This window comes from Salinicola sp. RZ23 (assembly GCF_003206675.1).
Taxonomy (GTDB): domain Bacteria; phylum Pseudomonadota; class Gammaproteobacteria; order Pseudomonadales; family Halomonadaceae; genus Salinicola; species Salinicola endophyticus.
The window spans coordinates 177,219-201,352 of the sequence record NZ_PZJK01000006.1 but is presented as its reverse complement, the minus strand read 5'-3'; the positions used below and the strand labels follow the sequence as shown (position 1 = coordinate 201,352).

The following is a 24,134-nucleotide window of genomic DNA, read 5'->3' as shown; positions in this document are numbered from 1 at the left end:
CACGCTGCTGGGCATGACACCGCTGCCACACTGACCGGCATGAACAACACCGATGCTGCCGTTTTGGCGCTTCGACGCCTGCTCGAGACGCGCGAGCTGGGCATGCACTTCCAGCCGATCGTCAGCGTGCCTGCGGGGCGGGTGCTGGGCTATGAGGCGCTGGCCCTTGGCCCTTATGGCGCGCCCTGCGACTCACCCCTACCGCTGTTCCAGGCCGCCCGCGCAGCCGGCGAGCTAGCGTCGCTGGAGCAGCTCTGCCGCGAGCGTGCGGTCGAGGAGTGGGTCGCCACCGGGCTCAGCGAGCTGCTGTTTCTCAACGTCGCGCCCGAAGTCCTGGTCGACCCTTCACACATCAGCGGCCAGACGGTGGAGCTACTCGCCGTCCACGGCCTGAGCCCGCCGCAGATCGTGATCGAGATCACCGAGCAGTCGTCAGGGGTCGATCCCGACCTGATGGCGGATGCCGCCCGGCACTATCAGGCGATGGGCTTCGCCATCGCCCTGGACGATCTCGGCGATGGCTATGCCGGGCTGCGCCTGTGGTCGCAGCTCAATCCCGACTACGTCAAACTCGACCGCCACTTCGTCAGCAATCTGGACCGCGACCGGGTCAAGCGCCGCCTGGTGCGCTCGATCATCGATATCGCCCATAGCCTGGGCAGCCGTGTGGTCGCCGAGGGGGTGGAGCGCGAGGGCGAGCTAGAGACGCTGCTGGAGCTGGGCGCCGACTTCTACCAGGGCTGGCTCTTCGCCCGGCCCAGCCCGGTGCCGAAGACGACGCGTGCAGCGCTGGAATCGCAGCTGAATACGCTGGCCGCGGCGCGGCGTCAGGGCGCTGTGGTGACCGAGATTCGCCGTCTCAGCGTGGCGTTGCCGACGCTCTCCCGCGACCTGAGCTTGTCCGAGGCGGCGGCCCATTTCAGTCGCCATCCGGACGCCAATGCCCTGGCCGTGGTCGACGAGTGCCAACGGCCGCTCGGCCTGCTCGGACGCCAACAGCTGATGGCGCTGCTGGGTCGGCGCTACGGCTTCGATCTCCACGGGCGCCAGCCGGTCGAGACGGTGATGCAGACACGGGCGCTGTGCGTGGAGGCGGGCGAACCGCTCGAGCGGGTCTCGCGCAAGGTGACCGGGCGTGACGAGTCGATGCGCGACGAGGATTTCATCATCACCGATGCCGGTCGCTATCTGGGCATCGGTCATGTCATCAATCTGCTGCAGCTGTTTACCGAACAGCAGGTACAGTTGGCGCGTCAGGCCAATCCGCTCACCCAACTGCCGGGCAATCGGCCGATTCGCGCCGCCCTCGACCACTATCAGCGGCAGAACACGCCCTTCGTCGCCTGCTATCTCGATCTCGATCACTTCAAGCCGTTCAACGACCGCTTCGGCTACGCGCTCGGCGATCAGATGATCCTGACCGTGGCACGGGTGCTGGACGAGTTCGTCGGCGATGAGGATTTCCTCGGCCATCTCGGCGGTGATGACTTCGTCCTGCTGCTCGACAGCAGCGCCGACCTGCATCGGCGGCTTGCCGCGCTGCAGCGGGCTTTCGGCGTCGAGAGTCTCAAGCTGCTGCCGGAGGCCGAGCGCCGCGCCGGCGGCTTCGAGGCCAAGGATCGCTTCGACCAGTGGCGCTTCTTCCCGCACACCCGGCTGTCGATCATCGCGCTGCGGGTACCGACGGATGCTCATGTCGACAGCTTCGGCGACCTATGGAGCCGCTTCAAGAGCGCGGCCAAACGGGCTCCCCATGGCCGCGTGGTGGTGAGCCTGCGGAGGGAGCAGCGCTATCCGAAGCGATGACCGGGGTGGCGCTTTTGTACTGCAAACTCCCGCGCTGACATATAGTCTTAACAAAGATCCGACCTAATGGTCAGGATGCGCGAGTCCAGATGGGCCGCGCGCCAGTCGGGTGTCCAGCAGGGAAGGCTGGACGCCGTATTCGCACATGCAACCCGAACAGGAGGGAACCATGGACCTCAAGGAGCTCGAACGCTTTTCCCGCGATCACGACAACTTCGAGATTCGCGTCATCGCCCACGCCGGCAGCCGCTTTTACCAGGTGATGGTGGAGCCGGAAGATGGCTCGACTCAGGTGCTGACGCGACGCAGCAAACCGATGCTGTTCCGCTCTCTCGACGATGTCTACGGGGAACTCAAGCAGGCCGGTATCCACCGTGCCTATCTCGTTCAGCAGGTCGCCAACGACGAGATCGTCGGCCACGAGCCGCACTACCACGACCCGCTGCTGTCACGCATGCCGCTGGTCTTCTGAGCGCTTACTCACGCCATCCCCGGCGCTGAATCCGCGCCTCGATCCCAACCAACCGACGCTTCATCCACACACCGCGGCAAGTCGACGAGGACTTGCCTGATAGCGGTGTCGTGCCTTTGCATCAGCGGCGCTGGTAGCCTTCGGCATGCTCGCCGCGGCCATACGGCTTCTCACTGTCCAGTCGATCCAGAAAGGCCTGCGCCTGCGCCAGGATCGCCTCTTGGCGTGTCGGCTGCATCTTGTCCCAACTGCCATAGATCAGTTTCATGCGCTGATTGTCCTTGAGCTGCGCGCGGTGGGTCTCCAGAAAATGCCAGTAGAGACTGTTGAACGGGCAGGCGTCGTCGCCGGTCACCTGCTTGACGTCGTAGCGGCAGTGGCGGCAGTGATCCGACATGCGATCGATATACTTGCCCGAAGCGCAGTAGGGTTTGGAGCCGAGATAGCCGCCGTCGGCGTAGAGGGTCATGCCGAGGGTGTTGGGCAGCTCGACCCACTCGAAGGCGTCGGCGTAGACCGCCAGGTACCAGTCGCACAGGGCGGCGGGGGAGACACCGCACAGCAGGGCGAAGTTGCCGGTGACCATCAGGCGCTGGATATGGTGCGCATAGGCGTTGTCGCGGGTCATCTCGATCGCCCGCTGCAGGCAGCGCAGATCGGTTTCACCGTGCCAGTAGAAGGCTGGCAGGCCGCGTCGGGCGTTGAGCCGGTTCTCTTGCTTGTAGCCGGGCATACGCTGCCAGTAGATGCCGCGTACGTATTCGCGCCAGCCGAGAATCTGGCGGATGAAGCCCTCGGCGGCGTTGATCGGCGCGTGCCCCTCCTGCCATGCCGCTGCCACCGCCTCGCAGATCTCCCGGGGCGAGAGCAGGCCGATGTTCATGGCGGCGGCGAGGCGCGAGTGGTAGAGCAGCGGCTCGCTGTCGCTGATGGCGTCCTGATAGGTGCCGAAGTCGGCCAGCGCATGGTCGATGAAGTGGCGCAGGTCGCCCAGCGCCTGGCGCCGTGTCACCGCCCAGTTGAAGCCTTCCAGGGTGCCGAAATGATCGCCGAAGTGGGTCGATACCTGCTCGGCCACCGCCCGGGTGGTGGCGTCCATACGGTGGCGCGGTGGGGTGGGGAAGTCGAGATCGTCGGCGATCGGCGCTCGGTTGTCGTGATCGAAGTTCCACTGGCCTCCGGCCGGTTCGCCTGCGCACATCAGCAGCCCGGTCTGCTTGCGCAGATGGCGGTAGAAATCCTCCATGCGACAGCGCTTGCGCCCCGCCAGCCACTGCCCGAACGCCTCGATCGAACAGTAGAAGCGGTTGTCTGGATAGAGCCGCCAGCGGGTGCCGCGACGCTGGATGCGCTCGAACAACCGCCACTCGCCGGGGTGAGTGACACGAATCTCGTCGCAGGCATAGGCGTCGGCCAGGCGCTCCGCCTCGTCGAGCAGGTCGTGGCGGTTGTCGTCGTCATCGAGGGTGCTGTAGTGCACCTGATACCCTTTGTCGCGCAGGGTGTCGGCGAAGTGACGCATCGCCGATAATAGCATCACGATCTTCTGCGGGTGGTGCGGCACGTACTCGCCCTCGGCGCGGACCTCGCACAGGGCGATGACCGCCTCCTCCGGCGCCTGGGCGAGGACGTCGAGCGTCTCGCTGAGCTGGTCGCCGAGTATCAGGATCAGGGGGCGCGACATGATGTTATCCATGACTTATACACATGATGTTAATCGTATAAGTTAATCGCGGTTAAGCAAGGCGGGAGTGGTAGACTGTCGCCAGGCGCTATCCGCAAAGTCGACGAGGGACGGGCAGGCAAGGCAAAGAGCGGCGAACATGCGGAGTTTACGGGTTGTAAATGAGCATTGTGCGCCGATTCTCAGCGCCGCATGGGCGAGCGCAGTACTTTTCAGACAGTGCCTAGTCAACGGCATCAGCGGACAAGGAGAGAATATGGCGGCCCGTTACGGAGTCATGCTGGTCAATCTGGGAACGCCAGCGGCGCCCACGGCCAAGGCGGTGAGAGAGTATCTGGCGGAGTTCCTGGGGGATCCGCGGGTGATCGATGCGCCGCGCTGGCTGTGGTGGCCGATTCTGCACGGGGTGATCCTGCGCATTCGCCCGCCCAAGGTGGCCAAGGCCTACGCCTCGGTGTGGCAGGAAGAGGGCTCGCCGCTGCTGGCGATCGGGCGGCGCCAGCAGCGTGCGCTGGCGGCGGCGCTGGCCGAGCGCACCGGCGAGGCGGTGCCGGTGGAGCTGGCGATGACCTACGGCCAACCGAGCATGGAGCAGGCAGGGCTTGCGCTGCGCGACGCCGGGGTTGACAAGATTCTGGTGCTGCCGCTCTATCCGCAGTTCTCGCGTACCACCACCGGCGCCGTATTCCAGCGCCTGGCCAAGGCGCTGGCGCCCTGCCCGGAGCTGCGCTTCGTCAATCACTACCACGACCATCCGGACTATATCGCCGCCCTCGCCGCCAGCGTGCGCGAGCACTGGGAGGCCCAGGGGGATCGCGGACGGCTGCTGATGTCCTACCACGGCATCCCCAAGCGCTACGTCGACAACGGCGACCCGTACGGACGTCACTGCCAGCGCACCAGTGAGTTGCTCGCACAGGCGCTCGAACTCGAAGAGGGCAGTTGGTTCCAGAGTTATCAGTCGCGTTTCGGTCGCGAGGAGTGGCTCAAGCCCTATACCGACGAGACGCTCAAGCAGTGGGGCGCCGACAAGACCGAATGCGTCGATGTGATCAGCCCGGCATTCGCCGCCGACTGTCTCGAGACCCTGGAGGAGATCGACGCCGAGAACCGCGAGTATTTCCAGGAGGCCGGGGGCGGGCGCTATCGCTACATCCCCGCGCTCAATGATCGCCCCGAGCATATCCACCTGCTCAGCCAGCTGGTCGCGGAGAATACCGCGGGCTGGTGAACGCTTCCTGCCACCCGGTTCACAGCGACGGCGCTCGAACGCCGTCGCTGTGTGTCAGGGCAGCGGGGAGTCGCCCTGGGGCGCCTCTTCCACCGTATGCTTGGGCCGGTCGCGCTCCAGCTCCTGCGGGTTGCCGCGGGTACGCGGGTCCGGCTTGAGCTTGTGGTGCAGCGCGCTCTTGGCCAGCATGTGCGCCGACACCGGCGCGGTGATGAAAGCGAAGACGGTGATCAGCAGTTCCTGGACCACCGGACCATTCTCCAGACTGAAGAAGATCAGCGACCCGATCAGGGTGCAGCCCACCCCCAGGGTGGTGGTCTTCGACGGCCCGTGCAGGCGCATGTAGAAGTCCTTGAGGTGGGTCAGACCCAGCGAGCCGATGAAGGCGAAGATCCCGCCGGCGATCAGCATGAAGGCGATTGCCCCCTCGAGCAGCATATCCAGCATGTGTCGTGCTCCTATTCGATGATGTCGCCGCGCAGCAGATACTTGCACACCGCGATGGTGCTGACGAAGCCGAGCATGGCGATCAGCAGTGCTGCCTCGAAATAGTCCTTGTTGTTGACCCAGATGCCGAACAGCACGATCAGCGCGATCGAATTCATGTACATGGTGTCGACCGCCAGCACCCGGTCGGGCAGGCTGGGGCCGATCACTGCGCGATAGAAGTTGAGGGCGATAGCGGCGCTGAACAGTGCCAGCGCGATCCACAGCGCGGTAGCGATCATGATTCGAAGATCTCCATGAGCGGGCGTTCGTAACGCTGATGAATATCGGCGATCAGCGCATCGATGTCGGCGACGTCGAGGGCGTGGATCAGCAGCGTGCGGCCGTCCAGGCGCAGGTGGGCCGAGACGGTGCCCGGGGTCATCGTGATGGTGCTGGCGAGAATGGTGATGGGGAAGTTCTCGGTCAGCGACAGCGGGTACTCGACGAATGCCGGGCGCATGCGCCCACGCGGGTCGAGGATCAACTTCGAGACCTCGAGGTTGGCCACCACGATGTCCCTGAGCACCCGCACGACGTAGTGCAGCAGCTTGAGCGGGCGCTTGATTCGCGGCTGGCGCTCCCAGAACGGACGGCACAGCAGCGGGATCACCACGGCCAGTGCGCCGCCCAGCAGCCACTGGCCGAGGGCCACGCTCTGCTGCAGCAGCAGCCAGACCACCAGCAGCAGCAGCGACAAGACCGGCATCGGTAGCCAGCGTAGGGGAGGAATCATGAGCCACCTCCAGCAGTCGGGGCGAGAATCGCCTGGGTATAGGCGCCGGGATCGAGCAACTGCGCAGCGCTCGCCTGGGTGAACTCGGTGATCGGGCCGGCGAAGAGCGACAGCAGGGGAGATGCACCCAGCAGCAGGATCAGACCCGCCAGCATGCTTGGCTTGAGCCGCGGCCCTTCAGCGTCGGGCTTGCCCGCCTTCCAGAACACGGTGGAGCCGCTGCGCCCCATCGCCACCAGCCCGGCCAGGCTCGACAGCAGCAGCAGCGACCATAGCCATGGCTGCTCGCCCGGCTGCGCGGCGTTGAGCAGCAGCGCCTTGCCGATCGCCCCGGAGAGCGGTGGCAGGCCGACCACGCTGACCGCGCCGACGAAGTAGGCGAGCCCCAGCAGTGCCGGCTGAGTGACGCCGCGTCCGGGCACGATGCGTGCGCCGGCCTTGCCGCGCTGATCGGCGATGGCATCGGCGAGCAGGAACAGGCCGCCGCTGACCAGGGTGGTATGCAGCATGTAGTAGAGCAGCGCCGAGAGCGAGGCCACGCGGTCCATGCTCACGCCGGCCAGCAGGGTTCCCACCGAGATCAGGATCAGATAGGCGACCTGGGTGCGCAGATCCCGCGCCGAGAGCACACCGATGCCGCCCAGCGCGATCGTCGCCAGGGCGAACCACCACAGCCACGGCTGCGCGAAGTTGGCCAGGTCGCCGGCACTGTCGCCGAAGACCAGGGTGTAGACGCGCAGGATGGCGTAGATCCCCACCTTGGTCATGATCGCGAACAGCGCCGCCACCGGCGCCGGTGCACTGGCGTAGGCCCGCGGCAGCCAGAAGTAGAGCGGCAGGATCGCCGACTTCAGTCCGAACACCACCAGCAGCAGGAAGGCGCCCGCCTTGAGCAGCCCCTGACGCTCGGGGTCGAGCTCGGCGATGCGTAGTCCCATGTCCGCCATGTTGAGCGTGCCGGTGGTGCCGTAGAGCACGCCGAGGGCGATCAGGAACATCGCCGAACCGGCCAGGTTGAGCGCCACGTAGTGGAAGCCCGCCTGGGTGCGGTCCTTGCCGCCGCCGTGCATCAGCAGCGAGTAGGAGGCGATCAGCAGGACCTCGAAGAACACGAACAGGTTGAACATGTCGCCGGTGAGGAAGGCACCGTTGATGCCCATCAGCTGCAGTTGGAACAGCCCGTGGAAATTGCTGCCCTTCTTGTCGTCGCCGGCGCAGGCGTAGGCCAGGCTGCCGAGGGCGAGCACGCTGGTCAGGCACACCATCAGCGCCGAGAGACGGTCGAGCACCAGGATGATGCCGAATGGCGGCTGCCAGTCGCCCAGGGCGTAGTAGCTGATCTGGCCTTCGCTGCTCTTGATCACCAGCGCGATGGCGATCACTACCAGCAGTGCGGTGCTCACCAGGCTGATGGTGCGCCGCGGCTGCATGGTCGCGTCGCGCTTGATCAGCATCGCAAGCCCGGTGAACAGCGGCAGCAGGATGGGGAGGATGATCAGATGCTGCATCACGACTTCTCCTCCTTGGCGTCCTCGACACGCTGGTCATTGACCTGGTCGCTACCCTGGTCGCCGCGCACGCGCATGGCCAGGATCACCGAGAACGCGGTCATGGCGAAGCCGATCACGATCGCGGTGAGGACCAGCGCCTGGGGCAGCGGGTCGGCGTAGTGGGTCTTGCCCGCCTGGATCACTGCAGCGCCATCGGTGGTGAGGCCGCCGGTGGAGAACAGGAACAGGTTGACCGCGTAGGAGAGCAGCGTCAGCCCCACGACCACGGGGAAGGTGCGTCCGCGCAGGGCCAGGTAGAGACCGCTGGCCGCCAGAAAGCCGGTTACGGTGGCGAAGAGCGCTTCCATCAGACGGTCTCCTTGTCGTTCTCTTTGCTGGGCCGGTGACGCGTGGTCAGCTTGCCCAGATTGGCCAGGATCATCAGCGTCGCGCCGACCACGGTGAGATAGACGCCGAGATCGAACAGCATGGCGGTGGCCAGCTCCACTTCACCGATAAAGGGAATCGAGAAGTGGCCGAAAGCGGAGGTCAGGAAGTCGTGGCCGAAGAACCAGCTGCCGACACCGGTGAGGGCGGCGATCACCACCCCGGCCACGGCGATCGGCTGGTACTGGAAGGTCAGACGCTGCTGGGCCCAGTCGACGCCGCGGGCGATGTACAGCAGGATCAGCGCCACCGCGGTGACCAGGCCGGCGATGAAGCCGCCGCCGGGCTCGTTGTGGCCGCGCAGGAAGATGAACACCGACACCAGCAGCGCCAGCGGCAGCAGGGTCTGTGACACCGTGGCCAGCAGCATCGGATGCAGGTCCTTCGACCACGGCCGGCCCTCGCTGTCGCTCGACGGCATGAACAGACGCAGGCGATTGAGCAGCTTGTAGATGCCGATGGCGGCGATGCACAGCACCGTGATCTCGCCCAGGGTATCGAAGCCACGGAAGTCGACCAGGATGACGTTGACCACGTTGTGGCCGCCGCCGCCGCTGACGCTGTTGGCCAGGAAGTAGCCCGAGATGCTGTCGAGCGAACGCGTCAGCAGGGCGTAGTTGAGGCTGGCGACGATACCGCCGAAGCTGGCCGCCAGCAGCACGTCGCGCACGATGCGCGCGCCGCTCGACTCCTTGGGCGTGCGTTGTGGCAGGAAGAACAGCGCCAGCATCAGCAGGATCACCGTGACCACCTCGACCGCCAGCTGGGTCAGCGCCAGGTCCGGTGCCGAGAAGCGCGCGAACGCCAGCGATACCATCAGCCCCACCACCGAGAGCATCATCAGCGAGACCAGGCGGCGGCGATGCAGCACGGCGGTGCCGAGGCCGGCCAGAATGGTGATCGCCGCACCCACGATCAGCAGGCCATCCAGCGGCTTGAGCGGCAGCTCGCCCTTCAGTTGGGTGAGATCGAGCAGTCCGCTGCCGGTGAGGAACAGCACCACCACGATCAGCCATAGCATGTAGCGCTGCAGCGAGCCGTTCTCCAGGCGATCGATGCCGCGCTGGGTGGCGCCGAGCAGCTGGCGCACGGCGTACTCGAACAGCATCAGCGCATTGCGCTGGGGGAACTGACGCTGGAAGCTGAACAGGGTGCGGCGCACGCTGTAGATGGCGACCCCGCCGGCCAGCGCGATGGCGCTCATCAGCAGGGGCAGGTTGAAACCGTGCCAGATCGCCAGGTGCAGTTCTGGGCGCGGCGCCAGGATCGTCGCCTGGCCCGCGGCCTCGAGAATGCCGGTCACCATCAGCGCCGGCAGCAGCCCGATGAGCACGCACAGCCCCACCAGCAGCAGCATTGGCAGGCGCATCATGAAGGGCGCCTCGTGCGGGGGCTTGGGCAGGTCCGTGGCCGGCGGGCCGAAGAAGACATTGCGCACGTAGCGCAGCGAATAGGCCACCGAGAGCACGCTGCCGAGGGTCGCCAGTACCGGGATCAGCCACGCCAGGCCGCCGAGGATACCGCTGCCGAGCGCCTCGGTCAGCATCATCTCCTTGGACAGGAAACCGTTGAGCAGCGGCACGCCGGCCATCGACGCAGCCGCCAGCCCGGCGAGTGCCGCGGTCATCGGCATGCTGTGACGCAGCCCGCTCAACTTGCGGATGTCGCGGGTGCCGGTCTCGTGGTCGATGATGCCCGAGGACATGAACAGCGACGCCTTGAAGGTGGCGTGGTTGATGATGTGGAACAGCCCCGCGATCACCGCCAGCTTGCTGTCGAGCCCGAACAGCATGGTGATCATGCCCAGGTGGCTGACGGTGGAGAAGGCCAGCACCCCCTTGAGATCGTACTTGAGCAGGGCGAAGTAGGCGGCGTAGATCATCGTCACCAGGCCGGTCAGGGTGACGATATAGAGCCACAGCTGGGAGCCGGCCAGCGCCGGGTGCAAACGGGCGAGCAGAAACACGCCGGCCTTGACCATGGTCGCCGAGTGAAGGAACGCGGAGACCGGCGTGGGGGCCGACATCGCGTGGGGCAGCCAGAAGTGGAACGGGAACTGGGCCGACTTGGTGAAGGCGCCGAGCAGGATCAGCAGTAGCGCCGGCAGGTAGCGCGGGTCGGCCTGGATCAGTTGGCGGCTGTCGAGCACCGTCTGCATGTCGAAGGTGCCGACGATATGGCCGAGCAGCAGGAAGCCGGCAAGCATCGCCAGCCCCCCCATACCGGTCACGGTCAGTGCCATGCGGGCACCGCGTCGCGCCTCGCTCTGCTTGTACCAGTAGCCGATCAGCAGGAACGAGGAGAGGCTGGTCAGCTCCCAGAACACCCACAGCAGCAGCAGGTTGTCGGCCATCACGATGCCCAGCATCGAGGTCATGAACAGCATCAGATAGGCATAGAAGCGCGGCATGCTGTCCTCGGGCGCCAGGTAGTAGCGCGAGTAGAGGATGATCAGCAGGCCGATGCCGAGGATCAGCATCACGAACAGCAGCGACAGCCCGTCGAGCCGGAAGGCCAGGTCGAGCCCCAGCTGTGGCACCCAACTGAGGCTGAAGCGGGGGACCTCCCCTCCGAGCACGCTCGGTGCATGGTAGAGCGCGATGGCCAGCGCGATGGCGGGCAGAATCGCGGTCGATCCCGCGTTGAGATTGCGCTGTCGATTGGAGCTCAACAGCGGTATGAGGCTGCCCAGCAGAGGCAGCAGCACGATCAGCGGCAATGACATGAAGTTGTCGCTCTTCTCAAGGACCCGAACGGACAGCCGACGAGCGCAAACGGCTCGGACTGACTTTCTGCGTACGTCGAGGGGCCGGTGTGACGGCGCCCGGCGGTCCTAGTGTAGGCGATCTCGCCCACTCTCAGGGACTCGTCCGCGCCTCAGCGTGCTAGCGCTGGACACCACGAGATACGCGTTGGTCGGATGAACTGGGCCGCCGGAGCGGCGCGGTTTCCGCCGATGGCCGGCGGCGACTGGCGCGCGCGACCCGGCACGACGTGACGGGCAGCGGGCGGACTCAGATCAGGCGGGGCGGATCGGTCAGATAGGGGCGGCGCGCACCGCGGGGTGCCAGCATCCACGCGGGGGTGCGGCCCTCCAGGGTGAGCATTCCGGCGTGGGACGACGGAGTCTGGGCACCGATACGGCAGGTCGCGCATGTCAGCGACAGCTGGCTAGGCATGTGGCCCGGCATGGTGTCTCTCCTCTGTGTTCGCACTGCGAAAAGCGCTGTTCGTGCGGGGCGCGCCCGGCGTCGCCGGGGCTGCGGCGTTCTCTGCGGAACGCTCTTCGGGCTCGATGCGCGTCAGTGTTTGCAAACGCTTCGGTCGAAAAACGTTCTGCCGATTCAAAACGTTTCTCCAGGACGACGCACGTGCACGGTCTGGGCTCGGTGATGGGCATTCCGGGGCGCCGCGGCTTTCTGCGTGGAGCTCCGAAAAGACTTGAAAGTATTGGATATTTTGGTAGCCGAGCCGACGCTCGTTAACGACTGTATCACGCCGCCCGAGGGGGAGCCATAGGGAGCGGATCGTGGATTCGTTGTACATGGTATTCATGTGGTGATAGCTTTTGTACAAATATGGCGCACTGGCGCCTCCCGCTATCGAGGGGCGGCGGCAGGTGGTTGTCGGCCCTGTTGGTGGCTGCCGTGTTCGACCGCGAGTCTGGAGGCTGCGGCATGGAATCTTCCTGCGATCTGATCTGGTTTCGGCGCGATCTGCGCCTGAGCGACAACGATCTGCTGGCGGTCGAACCGCACGCGGAGACGCTGCTGTGCGTCTTCGTGCTGGAGCCGAGCTGGCTCGAGGACACGCCACCAGCGGTGCCCCAATGGGCGCTGCTGTGGCAGAGTCTGATCGATCTGCGTGGCGCCCTGCTGACACGAGGCAGCGATCTGCTGGTCTGCGTCGGCGAGCCCGAGCAGCTGTTGCCGCGGCTGGTCCAGCGGATCGGCGCCCAGCGGGTGATCACCCACGCCATGGAGGGCGCCAACGAGTGCGCCACGACTCGCCGCGTACAGGCGGCGCTGGCGCCGGATCAGCTCTGTGTGCTGCCCGACTCGCCGCTGTTTCCCGCCCATCATGACGATACCGGCACGCGCGAACTCTCCTTCGGTGAGTTCGTCGCCCTCTCCCGGGGCAGGAGCGCCCTGGCGCCGAGGAGCCCGGGGCAGCCGGTCACGCTGCCGCCCTGGCCACACGATGCCCCGCGCGGGCTACCCTCCCTCGGCAGCCTGCTCGGCGACGTCGAGCCGCTGAGGGCGACGATCTCAGGGGGCGAGCCGGCGGCCCAGGCGCGGCTGCGCCAGCTGCGTGACGCTCCGGCCGACTGGGCGCCCGAGGATGTTCGCGCGCTGCTGCGCTGGCGTGCGTTGGGCTGTGTCTCGGCGCGTCAGCTCTACGCCGTGTGCGAGCGCCTGGATATCCCGGCCGGCGCCGAGTCCCCGCAGCGCTATCTGCGCCACGAGCTGCTGTGGCATGAATATCTGCGCCGCCAGCAGGTCCACGGGATCGACGTCAGCCGCTTCCAGTCCCCGTGCATCGACCCTTCCGGTGGCCGCGAGCCCAGTTTCCTACGCGCTGACGCTGCGACCGATGCGCAGCTGGCCGGGGCTACCACGGCGCTGCGCCAGGAGACGCCGCGCCACCTCGAGCCGACGCCCACGGCGCCGCCACGGCGCAGTACGGGCTCCTGGTTCGATCGTTACTAGCCCACGCGGGTATTGCACGGGATGCGCTACACTGGGCTGACGCCGACGCCCGCCAGCGGCGCAGGCGCGAGGAACCCCAGCATAAAGGAAGTGCATCGTGACGCGTTCTGTTCCCTTCAAAGGCCCCCTGACCCTCTCTCTGTGCCTCGCTGTTGCCCTGGTCGGCTGTCAGAGCGTGGCCGATACCCAGGCGGCGAGTCCTGCCCCCGCTGCCGCGCAGTCGTCCGAGTCGGCGTCCAGCGGGAGCGCGAGTGGGACGGCGGCCGATAGCGCTGCCCGCCCCGACGCTGCCGCAGAAGACAAGGTGACGCCGCAGGCGCGTGCCGGCTTCGACACCTGGGTCGCCGACTTCCGCCGCCAGGCCGCCAGCGAGGGCATCGACCAGGCGACCCTGGCCGAGGCCTTCGACCACGCCACCTATCAGCCGCGGGTCATCGAGCTCGACCGCTCCCAGCCCGAGTTCACCCGCCAGGTGTGGAGCTATCTGGACAGCGCGGTCTCGGATCAGCGTGTCGCCAATGGTCGCGCCCGGCTGGACGCCCATCGAGCGCTGGCCGAGCGCATCGAGCAGCGATACGGCGTACCCGGTAGCATCGTGGTCGCGATCTGGGGCGTCGAGAGTAACTACGGCAGCAATTTCGGCAGCTTCGAGACCATCGACGCGCTCTCGACGCTGGGTTACGAAGGTCGTCGCCAGGCGTTCGCCCGGGGCGAGCTGATGGCCGCGCTCAAGATCCTGCAGAACGGTGACATCGATCGCGATCACATGCGCGGCTCCTGGGCCGGGGCCATGGGACACACCCAGTTCATCCCCTCGAGCTTCCTCGCCTACGCGGTGGATGGTGATGGCGACGGCCGGCGCGATATCTGGGGCAGCATTCCCGACGTCATGGCCTCGACGGCCAACTACCTGGCCAAGTCCGGCTGGCAGCGCGGCCAGCCCTGGGGCGCCGAAGTGAGCCTGCCGGCCGGTTTCGACTACGCCCAGACCGAACTCTCGGTGCGCCACTCGAGTCAGGCCTGGGCGGCCCAGGGCGTGGCGCGGGTCGGCGGCGGGGCGCTGCCGGATTTCGCCGAAGCGTCGGTCATCGCGCCGGCCGGGGCCGAAGGGCCGGCGTTCCTGGTCGGGCCCAATTTCCGCGTGATCATGCGCTACAACGCCTCCACCAGCTATGCCCTGGCGGTCGCCACGCTGGCCGATCGCATCGCCGGCCGGCCCGGCATCCAGGGGCAGTGGCCGCGCTCGGAGCCGGCACTGTCGCGGACCCAGGTGCGTGAGATGCAGCAGGCACTCAACGCGCGTGGCTTCGACGTCGGCACGCCGGATGGGCGGATCGGCCCCAACACCCGGGCGGGGCTGCGTGCCTACCAGCGGTCGATCGGCGTCACCCCGGACGGCTATCCCACCCAGGCGCTGATCCAGCGCCTCGAGGCGCTCTGACAGCGAGCGTTGCGTCAGCGGCAGCACCCGCCACCTCGACCCGCGCGGTCGGTGTGACGGGTGCCGAATGGATCGCGATTCGGCGTCTTTTCCGCTGTTTGCAGCCCGCCACCCCGTGTCACACTCGGGGTTTTCATCGGTTTTGAGAGCGCTGCGGCGCGATGCCAGTGCGCATCGGTCGTCGCGGCGCCGCGAGGCGAGTCATGGGAGTGCAGCGATTCACCGGTGCCAATACCCGGGAGGCCATGCGTCAGGTGCGCCAGGCCCTGGGCGAGGACGTTCTGATCCTATCCAACCGCGTCGTCGACGGCGGCGTGGAGATCGTCGCCATGTCCGAGCAGGCCCACGCCCAGGCGCTGGCCGGACCGGCCGCGGCGGATGCCGAAGGCGATGGCGCGTCGACGGACGAGGCCACGGCGGCCGAGTCGCCGGCGGCCTGGGAAGCCTTCAACCGGCGCATGCTCGAGGACATGCGCGCGCTGCTGCGCGAGACCTCGAGCCCGGCGCCGGCCCCGGGGCAGCAGGTGCGCGATGCGATCCTGCGTCAACTGAGCCAGGCCGGTTTCAGTCACGTACTCTGCGAAACGCTGCTGGAGACGCTGCCGGCGGCGCTGCTCGAGGAGTCCGCCGAGGAGGCCGAGACGCCCGCCTGGCAGGCGTGGCTCGAGCGCCAGTTGGCGGCGCGGCTCGAGGTGCTGGAGAGCGAGGAGGCGCTGTTCGAGGCGGGCGGGCTGTTCGCGCTGGTCGGCCCCACCGGCGCCGGCAAGACCACCACCACGGCCAAGCTGGCGGCGCGCTACGTGATGCGCCACGGCCCGCGCGAGGCTGCCCTGGTGACCACCGACAGCTACCGTATCGGCGCCGCCGAGCAGTTGCGCATCTATGCGCGTCTGCTCGGCGTGGAAGTGCATGCACTGGACGAGCAGGGTGACCTGGGCGCGCTGCTGGGGCGGCTGGCCCAGCCCCGCCGCGGACTGATGGGGCGCTCCGGCGGCAAGCGCATGATGGTGATCGACACCGTCGGCATGAGTCAGCGCGACCAGCGGCTGATGGGCGAGATCGCTCGTCTCGGCGCCGCGCCGGTCAGCGTGCGCCGGCTGCTGGTGCTCGACGCCGCGCGCCACGGCGATACCCTCGAGCAGGTGGTCGAGGCGTGGCAGCGCGCCTCGCAGGAGGCCGGCGAGCCGCTGTGGGGCTGCATTCTGACCAAGCTCGACGAAGCTGCCCGCCTGGGGCCGGTGCTGGACGTGCTGATGCGCCACGGGCTCAAGCTCTGCTATCTCTCGCGCGGACAGCGGGTGCCGGAAGATCTGGAGCCGGTGGAGCGCGATGTGCTGCTGCGCGAAGCGCTCGCCCAAGGCGGTGAGTCGCCGTTTTCGCGCGTCACCGGCAGTGCTCCGGCGGCGCCGGCCCAGGCGCGCCAGCAGGCGCTCTCCCAGGGCGTGCTGCGCCAGGGCGAGGCGCTGGAGGCCACGCTCTCCACGCTGCGCCGGCAGGTGCAGGGGATGGCCTGGCTGGAGCACGCCTGGCCGCGCAACCACGGCGCCGAGAGCGGCGCCTTCGCCGCGCGCATGATGAGTGCGAGTCGTCAGGCCGGGCTGCGCGGGGAGGGGGCGCCGCGGGCGCTGTGGTGGTCCAAGCCGACCCCGGTGCGTGGCCAGGGGCAAGCGATGCCACTGGTGGCGCTGGATGCCCAGGGTATGCCGCAGCCGCTGGTGTGGCCGCGTCATGAACTTCCGGCGGGAGACGACGCGCGCTTTGCCTGGGCCGACTCGCTGGGCGCCGAGTGGCACCTGCTGAACCAGTTGCCGGATGTCGAGCTGCTCGCCGGTCTCGACGTGCAGCGGCGCAGTTGGCTCGCCGCCACCAGCGCCAGTCGCCGCGTGCGCCATAGCGGCGAGTGGCTGCGCCTGGATGAGGCGCTGGCGCTGGGCGAGGCGCAGCCGGGGATCACGATGTTCCACCGCGGGCGTCAGGCGCGCCTCGATCTCAGGCGCCTCGAGACTACCCTGGCCAAGCGCCGCGGCGATAGCGAGGGGCTGCCGGTGATCGCCTGGGAAGGGACCTGGCACGACGAGGCCGACGGTCGCCAGTTGGGGCGGCGCTTCTGGATCGGCAGTGCCCGCACCGGCTTCGACAGCGGCTCGCGGCTGGCCGCGGCGCTGGCCCTGGAGGGCCTGCCCAGCCTGACCCAGCAGGCCGAGCGGCTACTCAAGACACGCCGCCCCGAGCTCGAAGAGCGTGCCCACCGCTGGCAGCTCGCTGCCGCCCTGGCCGCGCTGGCACTGCACCTGGCCCAGGCGGAAGCCGGCTGGGCCACGGACGTACGCGCACGGCTGTCGGATATCGCCCAGCGCCGCTGCGGGCGTCGGCCCAAGGCCTTGCTCGAGGGGCTGATGGATGCGCTGAGCGCCCACCAGACCCTGCGCCGCGCCAAGGGTATGGCCGGGGCGGCGACGGACGCCGGGCGGTGAGCGATCAGGCCGCCGGGCTGCGCGCCTGGCAGCGTCAGCGTGACCGCTGGCCGCTGCTGGTGCTGGGTGAGCCGCGACGCGGCGCGCTGGAGAGCCTGCTGAAGTCACTGAACGCGCGCAGCGGACGGCGCTGGGAGCCGGTGACCCTGGCCGAGGCGGCGCGGGCAGCACCCGGGCACGCGCTGCTCTGGGTAGAGAGCCGGCCGGTGGACGCGACCCTCGACTACCGCTGGCTCAAGCGCATGGCGGTGGATGTCGGCCCGCTGCCGACGCTGTTGCATCTGGAGTCGGCGGCGATCAGCCAGTCGCGGCTGGATAACCTGAGCGTCGCCGCGCGCCGCTTTCTGGGGGTCGAGCTCAGCCACGACCCCGGTCGCTGGCTGGCACCCTGAGCCGGCGCCGCCACAGCGACCACCGCCGGCCGCTGCGCCCAGATCGCTGGTCATTACCCGCTCGGACTTGTCATCACCCTGCTCAGAATAGCCGCGCCAGCAGCGCGGTCACCGCGGTCTCCACGCGCAGAATGCGCTCGCCCAGATGGACCCCTTCGCACCCCGCCTCTTCGAAGCGGGTCACCTCGTAATCGACGAAGCCGCCCTCCGGGCCGATCGCCAGCAGCGTCGGTTCGTCGATACCGCGTGGGCACGCCTGCGGCATGCCCGGATGGGCGATCAGCCCGCGCCGGCCCGCCAGCAGCGCCGGCAGGCGATCCTCGACGAACGGCTTGAAGCGCGTCTCCAGGGTCACCTCGGGCAGACGGGTGTCACGCGCCTGCTCCAGCCCCAGCATCAGGTGCTGATGGATCTTGTCGGGGCGAAGCTCCGGGGACTGCCAGTAGCTCTTCTCGACCCGACGCGTATGCAGCAGCGTCAGCTGCTTCACCCCCAGCGCGGCGATGTGCTCGAGGCTGCGTGCCAGCATGCGCGGCCGTGGCAGCGCCAGCAGCAGGTGTACCGGCAGTGGCGCCGGGGGCTCGCGGTCGAGCGCGGGCACGTGGAACAGCGCCTCGCTGGCGGTCAACGTCAGCAGCTCGCCACGGCCGATGGCGCCGTCGAGCGCGCCCACGGTCAGGCTATCGCCGGGGGCGGCGCGATGCACCTCGCGCAGATGGGTCAGGCGGCGCGGATCGCACACGCGGGCGTGGCTGGCGTCGATCCAGTCGGCGGGTTCGAGCAGAATCAGGTTCATGCAGGCAGCGGGGCACTCGGGGATGAGAATCGGGCGCCTATTGTGCCTCAGGCGCAGGCACCGGGGCCAACGGCAGCGGTCTGGCGGCGGCCGGGAACAGGTGCGATGCGCTCGGGGGCTTTCTGGCCCGGGCCTTTCTGACATAATGCCTCTTCCATATTCGGTGACAGCGCAACGAAAGGCGAGCGATGAAGGTTCTGATCCTAGGAGGCGGCGGGCGCGAGCACGCCCTGGCGTGGAAGGCGGCACAGTCGCCACAGGTCGACACGGTGTTCGTGGCCCCCGGCAACGCCGGCACTGCCCGCGAGGCGGGGCTGACCAACGTGGCGATCGACGCCATGGACTTCGACGCGCTGATCGCCTTCGCCCGCGACAACGATGTCGAACTCACCATCGTCGGCCCCGAGGCGCCGCTGGTGGCGGGCGTGGTCGACCGCTTCCAGCAGGCGGGCCTGGCGATCTTCGGCCCCTCGGCCGCGGCGGCCCAGCTGGAAGGGTCCAAGGCCTTCACCAAGGATTTCCTGGCCCGCCATGCGATCCCCTCGGCGGCCTACCAGACCTTCAGTGAAGTCGCCCCGGCGCTCGACTATCTCGACCAGCAGGGCGCGCCGATCGTGATCAAGGCCGATGGTCTTGCCGCCGGCAAGGGCGTGGTGGTGGCGATGACCCACGCCGAGGCGGCGGCGGCGATCCGCGATATGCTCGAGGACAACGCCTTCGGCGATGCCGGCGCCCGGGTGGTGATCGAGGAGTTCCTCGACGGCGAGGAGGCGAGCTTCATCGTCATGGTCGACGGCGAGCACGTCTGGCCGATGGCCACCAGCCAGGACCACAAGCGCGCCTACGATGGCGACGCCGGCCCCAATACCGGCGGCATGGGCGCCTATTCGCCGGCACCGGTGGTCACCGAGACGGTCTATCAGCGCATCATGGACGAGGTGATCACCCCGACCGTCGCCGGCATGGCCGCGGAAGGGCACCCCTACACCGGTTTCCTCTACGCCGGGCTGATGATCGACGCCACGGGCACGCCCAAGGTGATCGAGTACAACTGCCGCTTCGGTGACCCCGAGACCCAGCCGATCCTGATGCGCCTGGAGGGCGATCTGGTGGGGCTGTGCCAGGCTGCCCTGGCGCAGGGTCTGGATCGCGCCGAGGGGAGCTGGGACCCGCGCGCTGCGGTCGGCGTGGTGATGGCGGCCGGCGGCTATCCCGGCAGCTATCCCAAGGGGGATGCGATCGACGGCCTCGACGCCGCCGAGCAGTGCGGCTGCAAGGTGTTCCATGCCGGCACCGCGCAGAGCGACGATGGTCGCGTCGTCACCAGCGGCGGGCGTGTGCTATGTGTGACCGCGCTGGGCGAGAGCGTTGCCGCCGCCGCCGAGCGGGCCTACGCAGGCGTCGCCGAGATCACCTGGGCGGGGGCCGAGTATCGCCGCGACATTGCCCATCGGGCGATCGCCCGTGAGCGCGAGGACGTCGCGTCACGCAGCTAATCAACCCAGCGCGCAGCCAAGAGCTGCGCCGGGATCGGGGAACCAGCGCCATGCCGCAGCTACAGCCATATCGCGACGCCATCGCGGCGATCTGCCGCCCCGCGGTGGCCCGGGACGTGTCGAGGGCCATCCGGCTCGGCAGGGGGGCGCGGCATGTCGCGTGAGTTCCCGATCATCGCCGTCACCGGCTCCTCCGGCGCCGGCACCACCACGGTCAAGCGCACCTTCGAGCGCATGTTCGCGCGGGAGGACGTCCACGCCGCCTTCATCGACGGCGACGCCTTCCACCGCTACTCGCGGGCGGAGCTGGCCGAGATCCTGCAGACCGAGCCGGAGCGCAAGGCGGAGCTGTCGCACTTCTCGGTCAACGCCAATCTGCTGGATCGTCTGGATACGCTGTTCCAGGAGTACGGCGACAGCGGCAAGGGCACCTATCGCCACTATATCCACGCCGAAGACAAGCGCATGATCGAGGCCGGCTGGCAGGTCGGCACCTTCACCGACTGGCAGCCGATTCCCAGCGGTACCGATCTGATGCTCTACGAAGGGCTGCATGGCGGGCTGGTGACCCACGAGGTGGATATCGCGCGGCACGTCGACATGCTGATCGGGGTGGCACCGACCATCAATCTGGAGTGGCTGCAGAAGATCGACCGTGACACCAAGCTGCGCGGCTATTCGCAGGAGGCGGTGATCGAGACCATTCTCGGGCGGATGCACGACTACGTGCGCTACATCCAGCCCCAGCTCTCGCGCACCCACATCAATTTCCAGCGCGTGCCGACGGTGGACACCTCCAACCCGTTCGAGCTGCAGGACGTGCCCAACGACGGCGAGTCGTTCGTGGTGATCCGCTTCCGCGACCCGGAGGCGGTGGATTTCCCCTATCTGGTGACCATGATCCATGACGCCTTCATGAGCCGTCCCAACACCCTGGTGGTGCCGGGGGCGCGGCTGTCGCTGGCGATGGATCTGATCCTGGCGCCCAAGGTGCGCCAGCTGCTGGCGCAGCGCCGTTTTCGTTGATGTGCGATGGCGTCAGCCGCTGACGCCGGATCCTTTCCTATCCGAAGGAGACCCCATGGAGCCCACGCTGTTCAGCAAGATCATCGACCGCGAGATTCCGGCCGACATCGTCTATGAAGACGAGCACGTGCTCGCCTTCCGTGACATCAATCCCCAGGCACCGACCCATGTGCTGATCATTCCCAAGAAGCCGATCGCCACCCTCAATGACATCGAAGAGGCGGATCTGGCCCTGGTCGGCCGACTGCAGTACACCGCGGCCAGGCTGGCCAAGCAGTTCGGTTTCGCCGAGGACGGCTACCGCGTGGTGATGAACTGCAACGAAGATGGCGGGCAGTCGGTCTATCATATCCACATGCACCTGTTGGGTGGGCGCAAGCTGACCTGGCCGCCGGGCTGATAGGTCCGGGGTCTGGGGTATTTCCGCACACGGGTAAGGAGACTCACATGGCGCGCCAGCTGTCGCGTAGCGACAATCTGATTCACCAGTTCGACAGCGTACTGCGCACGTTGGTGCCGGGGGCGGCGCAGCCGCGTCGGCCCTCGCCGGCCCTCGCCCAGCCCGAGGGCGCGCTCGACGACGAGCAGCGCCGCCACGTGGCCGGGCTGATGCGCATCAACCATACCGGCGAGGTGTGTGCCCAGGCGCTCTATCAGGGCCAGGGGCTGACCGCCAAGCTGGGCGACACCCGCGAGCGCATGGAAGAGGCGGCAGCGGAGGAGGTCGATCATCTGTCCTGGTGCGACCAGCGCCTGCAGGAGCTGGATGGTCGTACCAGCTATCTCAACCCCGCCTTCTACGCCGCCTCCTTCGGGCTCGGCGCCCTGGCCGGGGCGATCGGCGACCGCATCAGCCTGGGCTTCGTCGCCGCCACCGAGGAGCAGGTCGGGCACCATCTGGAGGCGCATCTGCGCAAGCTGCCGATCGATGACAAGCGCTCGCGGGCGGTGCTCGAACAGATGCGTATCGACGAGGCGCAGCACGAGCGCATGGCGCTGGAATCCGGCGGCAGTCGCTTTCCGCTGCCGGTGAAGTGGGGCATGCGGCTGGTGTCGAAGGTGATGACCAAGAGTGTCTATCGCCTTTGAGTGTGGCGCCGTCGAGGGCGGCGGATAGTCGTCGGGAAGGCAAACAAAAACCGCGACCGGAGTCGCGGTTTTTGCGTATGGCTCGCCGGACGTGACGGCGCTCAGGCCTCGACGATCTCGTAGTCGTGGGTGATCTCCACGCCCCCTTTGGCCAGCATCAGCGAGGCGCTGCAGTACTTCTCGGCGGAGAGGTCGACCGCGCGCTTGACCTGGGCCTCCTTGAGACCACGGCCCGTGACCACGAAGTGCACATGGATCTTGGTGAACACGCTGGGCGTGCCGTCGAAGCGCTCGGCTTCCAGGGTCGCGACGCAGTCGGTGACGTCGGCGCGCGCCTTCTCCAGGATCTGGATCACGTCGAACGAGGTGCAGCCGCCGAGCCCCATCAGCACCAGCTCCATCGGTCGCGGCCCGGTGTTGCGCCCGCCGTGGTCGGGGTTGCCGTCGATCACGACGCTGTGGCCGCTGCCGGATTCGGTGACGAACTGGCGGCCGTCGGTCCACTTGACTGTGGCTTTCATGCAATCGATTCCTTCACTCGGATAACGTGGCGGCAGCATAACACTCCCGCCAGGCTGAGGTTACGCCCGGCGCAGCCGGCTCTCGAGGTCGGCCAGGCGCTGCGGCGTGCCGACATCGACCCAGTCGCCGCGGTGGTGCCAGCCACCCACCCGCCCGGCGCGCATCGCCGCGAGCAGCAGCGGCGCCAGCTTGGCTGCCTCGCCGTCGGGGAGATCGGCGACCAGCTGCGGGTGGATCACGCCGACCCCGGCATAGACCAGACGCGGCTCGCCCTCGGCGTGCAGGCGCCCATCGGCGTCGAGATGAAAGTCGCCGCGAGGGTGGAAGTCGGTGGTGGCGACCATCGCCAGATGGGCCAGATCGCCTGCGGTCAGCGTCGGCTGAGCCAGGTCGATATCGCTCCAGACGTCGCCGTTGAGCAGCAGGAAGGGGGCATCGCCCAGCAGTGCCAGGGCATGGCGCAGGCCGCCGGCGGTCTCCAGCGGCGTGGGCTCGCGGCTGAAGGAGAGACGCAGGCCGAAGCGTTGGCCATCGCCGAGGGCGGCGACGATCTGCTCGCCCCGGTAGCTCACGTTGATCACCACCTCGCGGAAGCCGGCCGCCGCGAGCCGTTCCAGATGGTGTTCGATCAGCGGCTTGCCGGCCACCGGCAGCAGCGGCTTGGGGCAGTGGTCGGTGAGCGGTCGCATGCGGCTGCCGAGCCCGGCGGCCAGGATCATCGCTTTCATGTCGAGGCTCCCTTCGAAGGCTCCTGTGCCTGCTCGGCATGGTGCCGGGCCAGCCGCGCCTGCATCGCCGGGTGGTAGGTCTCGCGCAGCCAGGCGTGGAATTCGGCCAGCTCGGGCAGTGCCTCGAGGCCGGCGTCGAGCTGGGCATAGAAGTGCGGCAGCCAGTCGAGATAGCGCGGCTTGCCGTCGCGCAGGCAGAGGCGGCAGAACTGACCCAGGATCTTGAGCTGGCGCTGGGCGCCGATCGCCTCGACGCCAGCCCGGAAGGTTGCGGCATCCGGCAGGTGGGCGCCGAAGTCTTCCCGGCTGCGGCGGTGGAAGTCGTCGATCCAGCTATCCATCTCCGCCCGCGACCAGCGCTGGTAGCGCCCGCGCAGCAGCGAGATCAGGTCATAGCCCAGCGGACCCGCCAGGGCGCCCTGGAAATCGATCAGTGCCAGTTCGCCATCGACACGCATCAGGTTCATGGCATCGAAGTCGCGGTGCACGGCGACCTCGGGCAGTGCCGCGATGCGCGCCAGTAACTGATGTTTGGTGGTCGCCCAGCAGCTTGGCGTCTCCAGACCCAGCCAGCGCCCTAGGCCCCAGTCGGGGAAGCGCTCCAGCTCCTCCTCCATGAAGGCGGCGGAGTAGGGCGGCAGCTCTGCCGGTGATGCCAGCCGCTGCAGGCGCAGCAGCAGATCGATGGCCTGGGCCGTACCCCGCCGCGCCGAGTCGGTATCGACGAAGTGGTGGTGCAGGCTGTCGTCGCCGAGATCGTCGAGTTCGAGGAAGCCCTGGTCGAGGTCGACGGCGTGGATCGCCGGCACCGGCAGGCCGGCTGCGCGCCAGCTGCGGCCGATAGCGACGAAGGCGTGGCTCTCCTCGAGCTCGGGTGGGGCATCCATCAGCATGCGCGTGGTGCCGTCGGGCAGATACACCCGGCAGTAGCCGCGCAGGCTGGCATCGCCGGCGACGGGCTCGAAGCGGCAGGTATCGGCGGCAACGGCGTGGTGCCGGGCTATCCAGGTGCGCAGCTGAGCAAGGCGCAAACTCATCGAGACTCCCAGGTTGGATCGAGTTGACGGGGTGCGGATGTCACCGCATGCTGAAGCCGCTCTTGGGCTTGG

23 protein-coding genes are annotated in these 24,134 nt (G+C 67.9%); 11 read left to right on the top strand and 12 right to left on the bottom strand.

What is annotated here, in order from left to right:
- The first annotated feature begins 39 nt into the window (after window positions 1-39).
- On the top strand, window positions 40-1,806 hold the full coding sequence (locus tag DOM67_RS05750) for a bifunctional diguanylate cyclase/phosphodiesterase (protein ID WP_110674702.1): 1,767 nt from the start codon (window positions 40-42) through the stop codon (window positions 1,804-1,806).
- Window positions 1,807-1,975: 169 nt separating this feature from the next.
- Complete coding sequence (locus DOM67_RS05745) at window positions 1,976-2,278, top strand: DUF6482 family protein (RefSeq protein ID WP_110674701.1); 303 nt, start codon at window positions 1,976-1,978, stop codon at window positions 2,276-2,278.
- Between the two features lie 121 nt (window positions 2,279-2,399).
- Here the strand turns inward: DOM67_RS05745 and DOM67_RS05740 are convergent, their stop codons facing one another.
- Complete coding sequence (locus DOM67_RS05740; RefSeq protein WP_110674700.1) at window positions 2,400-3,962, bottom strand: cryptochrome/photolyase family protein; 1,563 nt, start codon at window positions 3,960-3,962, stop codon at window positions 2,400-2,402.
- 256 nt (window positions 3,963-4,218) lie between these two features.
- Here DOM67_RS05740 and hemH point away from each other — a divergent pair, with 256 nt between their 5' ends.
- Window positions 4,219-5,193 carry a ferrochelatase gene (hemH, locus tag DOM67_RS05735; RefSeq protein ID WP_110674699.1) on the top strand — a complete coding sequence of 325 codons (975 nt, stop codon included), beginning with the start codon at window positions 4,219-4,221 and terminating at the stop codon, window positions 5,191-5,193.
- A 54-nt stretch (window positions 5,194-5,247) separates the two neighbouring features.
- Here the strand turns inward: hemH and DOM67_RS05730 are convergent, their stop codons facing one another.
- The 7 genes from DOM67_RS05730 to DOM67_RS19760 all read right to left on the bottom strand — a co-directional run bounded on the left by DOM67_RS05730 (window position 5,248) and on the right by DOM67_RS19760 (window position 11,543).
- Window positions 5,248-5,640 (bottom strand): Na+/H+ antiporter subunit G, encoded by a 393-nt coding sequence (locus tag DOM67_RS05730; RefSeq protein ID WP_188115184.1) that lies wholly within the window; start codon window positions 5,638-5,640, stop codon window positions 5,248-5,250.
- Between the two features lie 11 nt (window positions 5,641-5,651).
- Window positions 5,652-5,921: a K+/H+ antiporter subunit F gene (locus DOM67_RS05725; RefSeq protein WP_035472357.1), complete on the bottom strand. Its 270-nt coding sequence runs from the start codon at window positions 5,919-5,921 to the stop codon at window positions 5,652-5,654.
- A complete protein-coding gene (locus DOM67_RS05720) occupies window positions 5,918-6,415 on the bottom strand; it encodes a Na+/H+ antiporter subunit E (protein WP_110674698.1) in 498 nt (165 codons plus the stop codon). Before DOM67_RS05720 ends, DOM67_RS05725 begins: the two co-directional genes overlap by 4 nt.
- Window positions 6,412-7,926, bottom strand: a complete 1,515-nt coding sequence (locus DOM67_RS05715) for a monovalent cation/H+ antiporter subunit D (RefSeq protein ID WP_110674697.1) — start codon at window positions 7,924-7,926, stop codon at window positions 6,412-6,414. Before DOM67_RS05715 ends, DOM67_RS05720 begins: the two co-directional genes overlap by 4 nt.
- Complete coding sequence (locus tag DOM67_RS05710; RefSeq protein WP_110674696.1) at window positions 7,923-8,273, bottom strand: Na+/H+ antiporter subunit C; 351 nt, start codon at window positions 8,271-8,273, stop codon at window positions 7,923-7,925. The genes DOM67_RS05715 and DOM67_RS05710 overlap by 4 nt, the downstream gene beginning before the upstream one ends.
- Window positions 8,273-11,077, bottom strand: coding sequence for a monovalent cation/H+ antiporter subunit A (locus DOM67_RS05705; protein WP_110674695.1), 2,805 nt, complete (start codon window positions 11,075-11,077; stop codon window positions 8,273-8,275). The genes DOM67_RS05710 and DOM67_RS05705 overlap by 1 nt, the downstream gene beginning before the upstream one ends.
- A gap of 289 nt (window positions 11,078-11,366) precedes the next feature.
- Window positions 11,367-11,543 (bottom strand): hypothetical protein, encoded by a 177-nt coding sequence (locus DOM67_RS19760; RefSeq protein WP_157958797.1) that lies wholly within the window; start codon window positions 11,541-11,543, stop codon window positions 11,367-11,369.
- Between the two features lie 486 nt (window positions 11,544-12,029).
- On the opposite strand from DOM67_RS19760, the gene DOM67_RS05700 reads away from it, so the two are divergent.
- From DOM67_RS05700 to DOM67_RS05685, 4 genes are all read left to right on the top strand, one after another.
- A complete protein-coding gene (locus tag DOM67_RS05700; protein ID WP_157958796.1) occupies window positions 12,030-13,061 on the top strand; it encodes a deoxyribodipyrimidine photo-lyase in 1,032 nt (343 codons plus the stop codon).
- Between the two features lie 97 nt (window positions 13,062-13,158).
- Complete coding sequence (locus DOM67_RS05695; RefSeq protein WP_232825149.1) at window positions 13,159-14,502, top strand: lytic murein transglycosylase; 1,344 nt, start codon at window positions 13,159-13,161, stop codon at window positions 14,500-14,502.
- 203 nt (window positions 14,503-14,705) lie between these two features.
- On the top strand, window positions 14,706-16,976 hold the full coding sequence (gene flhF, locus DOM67_RS05690) for a flagellar biosynthesis protein FlhF (protein WP_188115185.1): 2,271 nt from the start codon (window positions 14,706-14,708) through the stop codon (window positions 16,974-16,976).
- The gene (locus DOM67_RS05685) at window positions 16,973-17,368 is read left to right on the top strand and encodes a hypothetical protein (RefSeq protein ID WP_110674692.1); all 396 of its coding nucleotides are present in this window, start codon (window positions 16,973-16,975) and stop codon (window positions 17,366-17,368) included. The genes flhF and DOM67_RS05685 overlap by 4 nt, the downstream gene beginning before the upstream one ends.
- 82 nt (window positions 17,369-17,450) lie before the next feature.
- Here DOM67_RS05685 and DOM67_RS05680 read toward each other — a convergent pair whose 3' ends face one another.
- A complete protein-coding gene (locus tag DOM67_RS05680; RefSeq protein ID WP_110674691.1) occupies window positions 17,451-18,164 on the bottom strand; it encodes a 16S rRNA (uracil(1498)-N(3))-methyltransferase in 714 nt (237 codons plus the stop codon).
- 188 nt (window positions 18,165-18,352) lie between these two features.
- Between DOM67_RS05680 and purD the strand changes: the two genes are divergently transcribed.
- From purD to coq7, 4 genes are all read left to right on the top strand, one after another.
- The gene (gene purD, locus DOM67_RS05675) at window positions 18,353-19,660 is read left to right on the top strand and encodes a phosphoribosylamine--glycine ligase (RefSeq protein ID WP_110674690.1); all 1,308 of its coding nucleotides are present in this window, start codon (window positions 18,353-18,355) and stop codon (window positions 19,658-19,660) included.
- A gap of 153 nt (window positions 19,661-19,813) precedes the next feature.
- Window positions 19,814-20,686, top strand: a complete 873-nt coding sequence (locus DOM67_RS05670; protein ID WP_035472335.1) for a phosphoribulokinase — start codon at window positions 19,814-19,816, stop codon at window positions 20,684-20,686.
- 55 nt (window positions 20,687-20,741) lie between these two features.
- Complete coding sequence (locus DOM67_RS05665; RefSeq protein WP_110674689.1) at window positions 20,742-21,086, top strand: histidine triad nucleotide-binding protein; 345 nt, start codon at window positions 20,742-20,744, stop codon at window positions 21,084-21,086.
- A 47-nt stretch (window positions 21,087-21,133) separates the two neighbouring features.
- Window positions 21,134-21,775, top strand: coding sequence for a 2-polyprenyl-3-methyl-6-methoxy-1,4-benzoquinone monooxygenase (gene coq7 / locus DOM67_RS05660; protein ID WP_110674688.1), 642 nt, complete (start codon window positions 21,134-21,136; stop codon window positions 21,773-21,775).
- Between the two features lie 101 nt (window positions 21,776-21,876).
- Here coq7 and DOM67_RS05655 read toward each other — a convergent pair whose 3' ends face one another.
- From DOM67_RS05655 to DOM67_RS05645, 3 genes are read right to left on the bottom strand one after another with little or no spacing between them, the layout of a single operon-like run.
- Complete coding sequence (locus DOM67_RS05655) at window positions 21,877-22,296, bottom strand: OsmC family protein (protein ID WP_106418540.1); 420 nt, start codon at window positions 22,294-22,296, stop codon at window positions 21,877-21,879.
- A 60-nt stretch (window positions 22,297-22,356) separates the two neighbouring features.
- Complete coding sequence (gene murU / locus DOM67_RS05650) at window positions 22,357-23,025, bottom strand: N-acetylmuramate alpha-1-phosphate uridylyltransferase MurU (RefSeq protein ID WP_110674687.1); 669 nt, start codon at window positions 23,023-23,025, stop codon at window positions 22,357-22,359.
- A complete protein-coding gene (locus DOM67_RS05645; RefSeq protein WP_110674686.1) occupies window positions 23,022-24,062 on the bottom strand; it encodes a phosphotransferase in 1,041 nt (346 codons plus the stop codon). The genes murU and DOM67_RS05645 overlap by 4 nt, the downstream gene beginning before the upstream one ends.
- Between the last annotated feature and the right edge of the window lie 72 nt (window positions 24,063-24,134).

Excerpts from the sequence above, each read along its gene's own strand:
- DOM67_RS05645 (WP_110674686.1), bottom strand. The coding sequence starts at position 24,062 with ATGAGTTTGCGCCTTGCTCAGCTGCGCACCTGGATAGCCCGGCACCAC.
- DOM67_RS05730 (WP_188115184.1), bottom strand. The coding sequence starts at position 5,640 with ATGCTGGATATGCTGCTCGAGGGGGCAATCGCCTTCATGCTGATCGCC.
- DOM67_RS19760 (WP_157958797.1), bottom strand. The coding sequence starts at position 11,543 with ATGCCGGGCCACATGCCTAGCCAGCTGTCGCTGACATGCGCGACCTGC.
- purD (WP_110674690.1), top strand. The coding sequence starts at position 18,353 with ATGAAGGTTCTGATCCTAGGAGGCGGCGGGCGCGAGCACGCCCTGGCG.
- coq7 (WP_110674688.1), top strand. The coding sequence starts at position 21,134 with ATGGCGCGCCAGCTGTCGCGTAGCGACAATCTGATTCACCAGTTCGAC.
- DOM67_RS05705 (WP_110674695.1), bottom strand. The coding sequence starts at position 11,077 with ATGTCATTGCCGCTGATCGTGCTGCTGCCTCTGCTGGGCAGCCTCATA.
- DOM67_RS05710 (WP_110674696.1), bottom strand. The coding sequence starts at position 8,273 with ATGGAAGCGCTCTTCGCCACCGTAACCGGCTTTCTGGCGGCCAGCGGT.
- DOM67_RS05720 (WP_110674698.1), bottom strand. The coding sequence starts at position 6,415 with ATGATTCCTCCCCTACGCTGGCTACCGATGCCGGTCTTGTCGCTGCTG.
- hemH (WP_110674699.1), top strand. The coding sequence starts at position 4,219 with ATGGCGGCCCGTTACGGAGTCATGCTGGTCAATCTGGGAACGCCAGCG.
- murU (WP_110674687.1), bottom strand. The coding sequence starts at position 23,025 with ATGAAAGCGATGATCCTGGCCGCCGGGCTCGGCAGCCGCATGCGACCG.
- DOM67_RS05655 (WP_106418540.1), bottom strand. The coding sequence starts at position 22,296 with ATGAAAGCCACAGTCAAGTGGACCGACGGCCGCCAGTTCGTCACCGAA.
- DOM67_RS05740 (WP_110674700.1), bottom strand. The coding sequence starts at position 3,962 with ATGTCGCGCCCCCTGATCCTGATACTCGGCGACCAGCTCAGCGAGACG.
- DOM67_RS05670 (WP_035472335.1), top strand. The coding sequence starts at position 19,814 with ATGTCGCGTGAGTTCCCGATCATCGCCGTCACCGGCTCCTCCGGCGCC.
- DOM67_RS05725 (WP_035472357.1), bottom strand. The coding sequence starts at position 5,921 with ATGATCGCTACCGCGCTGTGGATCGCGCTGGCACTGTTCAGCGCCGCT.
- DOM67_RS05745 (WP_110674701.1), top strand. The coding sequence starts at position 1,976 with ATGGACCTCAAGGAGCTCGAACGCTTTTCCCGCGATCACGACAACTTC.
- flhF (WP_188115185.1), top strand. The coding sequence starts at position 14,706 with ATGGGAGTGCAGCGATTCACCGGTGCCAATACCCGGGAGGCCATGCGT.
- DOM67_RS05700 (WP_157958796.1), top strand. The coding sequence starts at position 12,030 with ATGGAATCTTCCTGCGATCTGATCTGGTTTCGGCGCGATCTGCGCCTG.
- DOM67_RS05665 (WP_110674689.1), top strand. The coding sequence starts at position 20,742 with ATGGAGCCCACGCTGTTCAGCAAGATCATCGACCGCGAGATTCCGGCC.
- DOM67_RS05680 (WP_110674691.1), bottom strand. The coding sequence starts at position 18,164 with ATGAACCTGATTCTGCTCGAACCCGCCGACTGGATCGACGCCAGCCAC.
- DOM67_RS05750 (WP_110674702.1), top strand. The coding sequence starts at position 40 with ATGAACAACACCGATGCTGCCGTTTTGGCGCTTCGACGCCTGCTCGAG.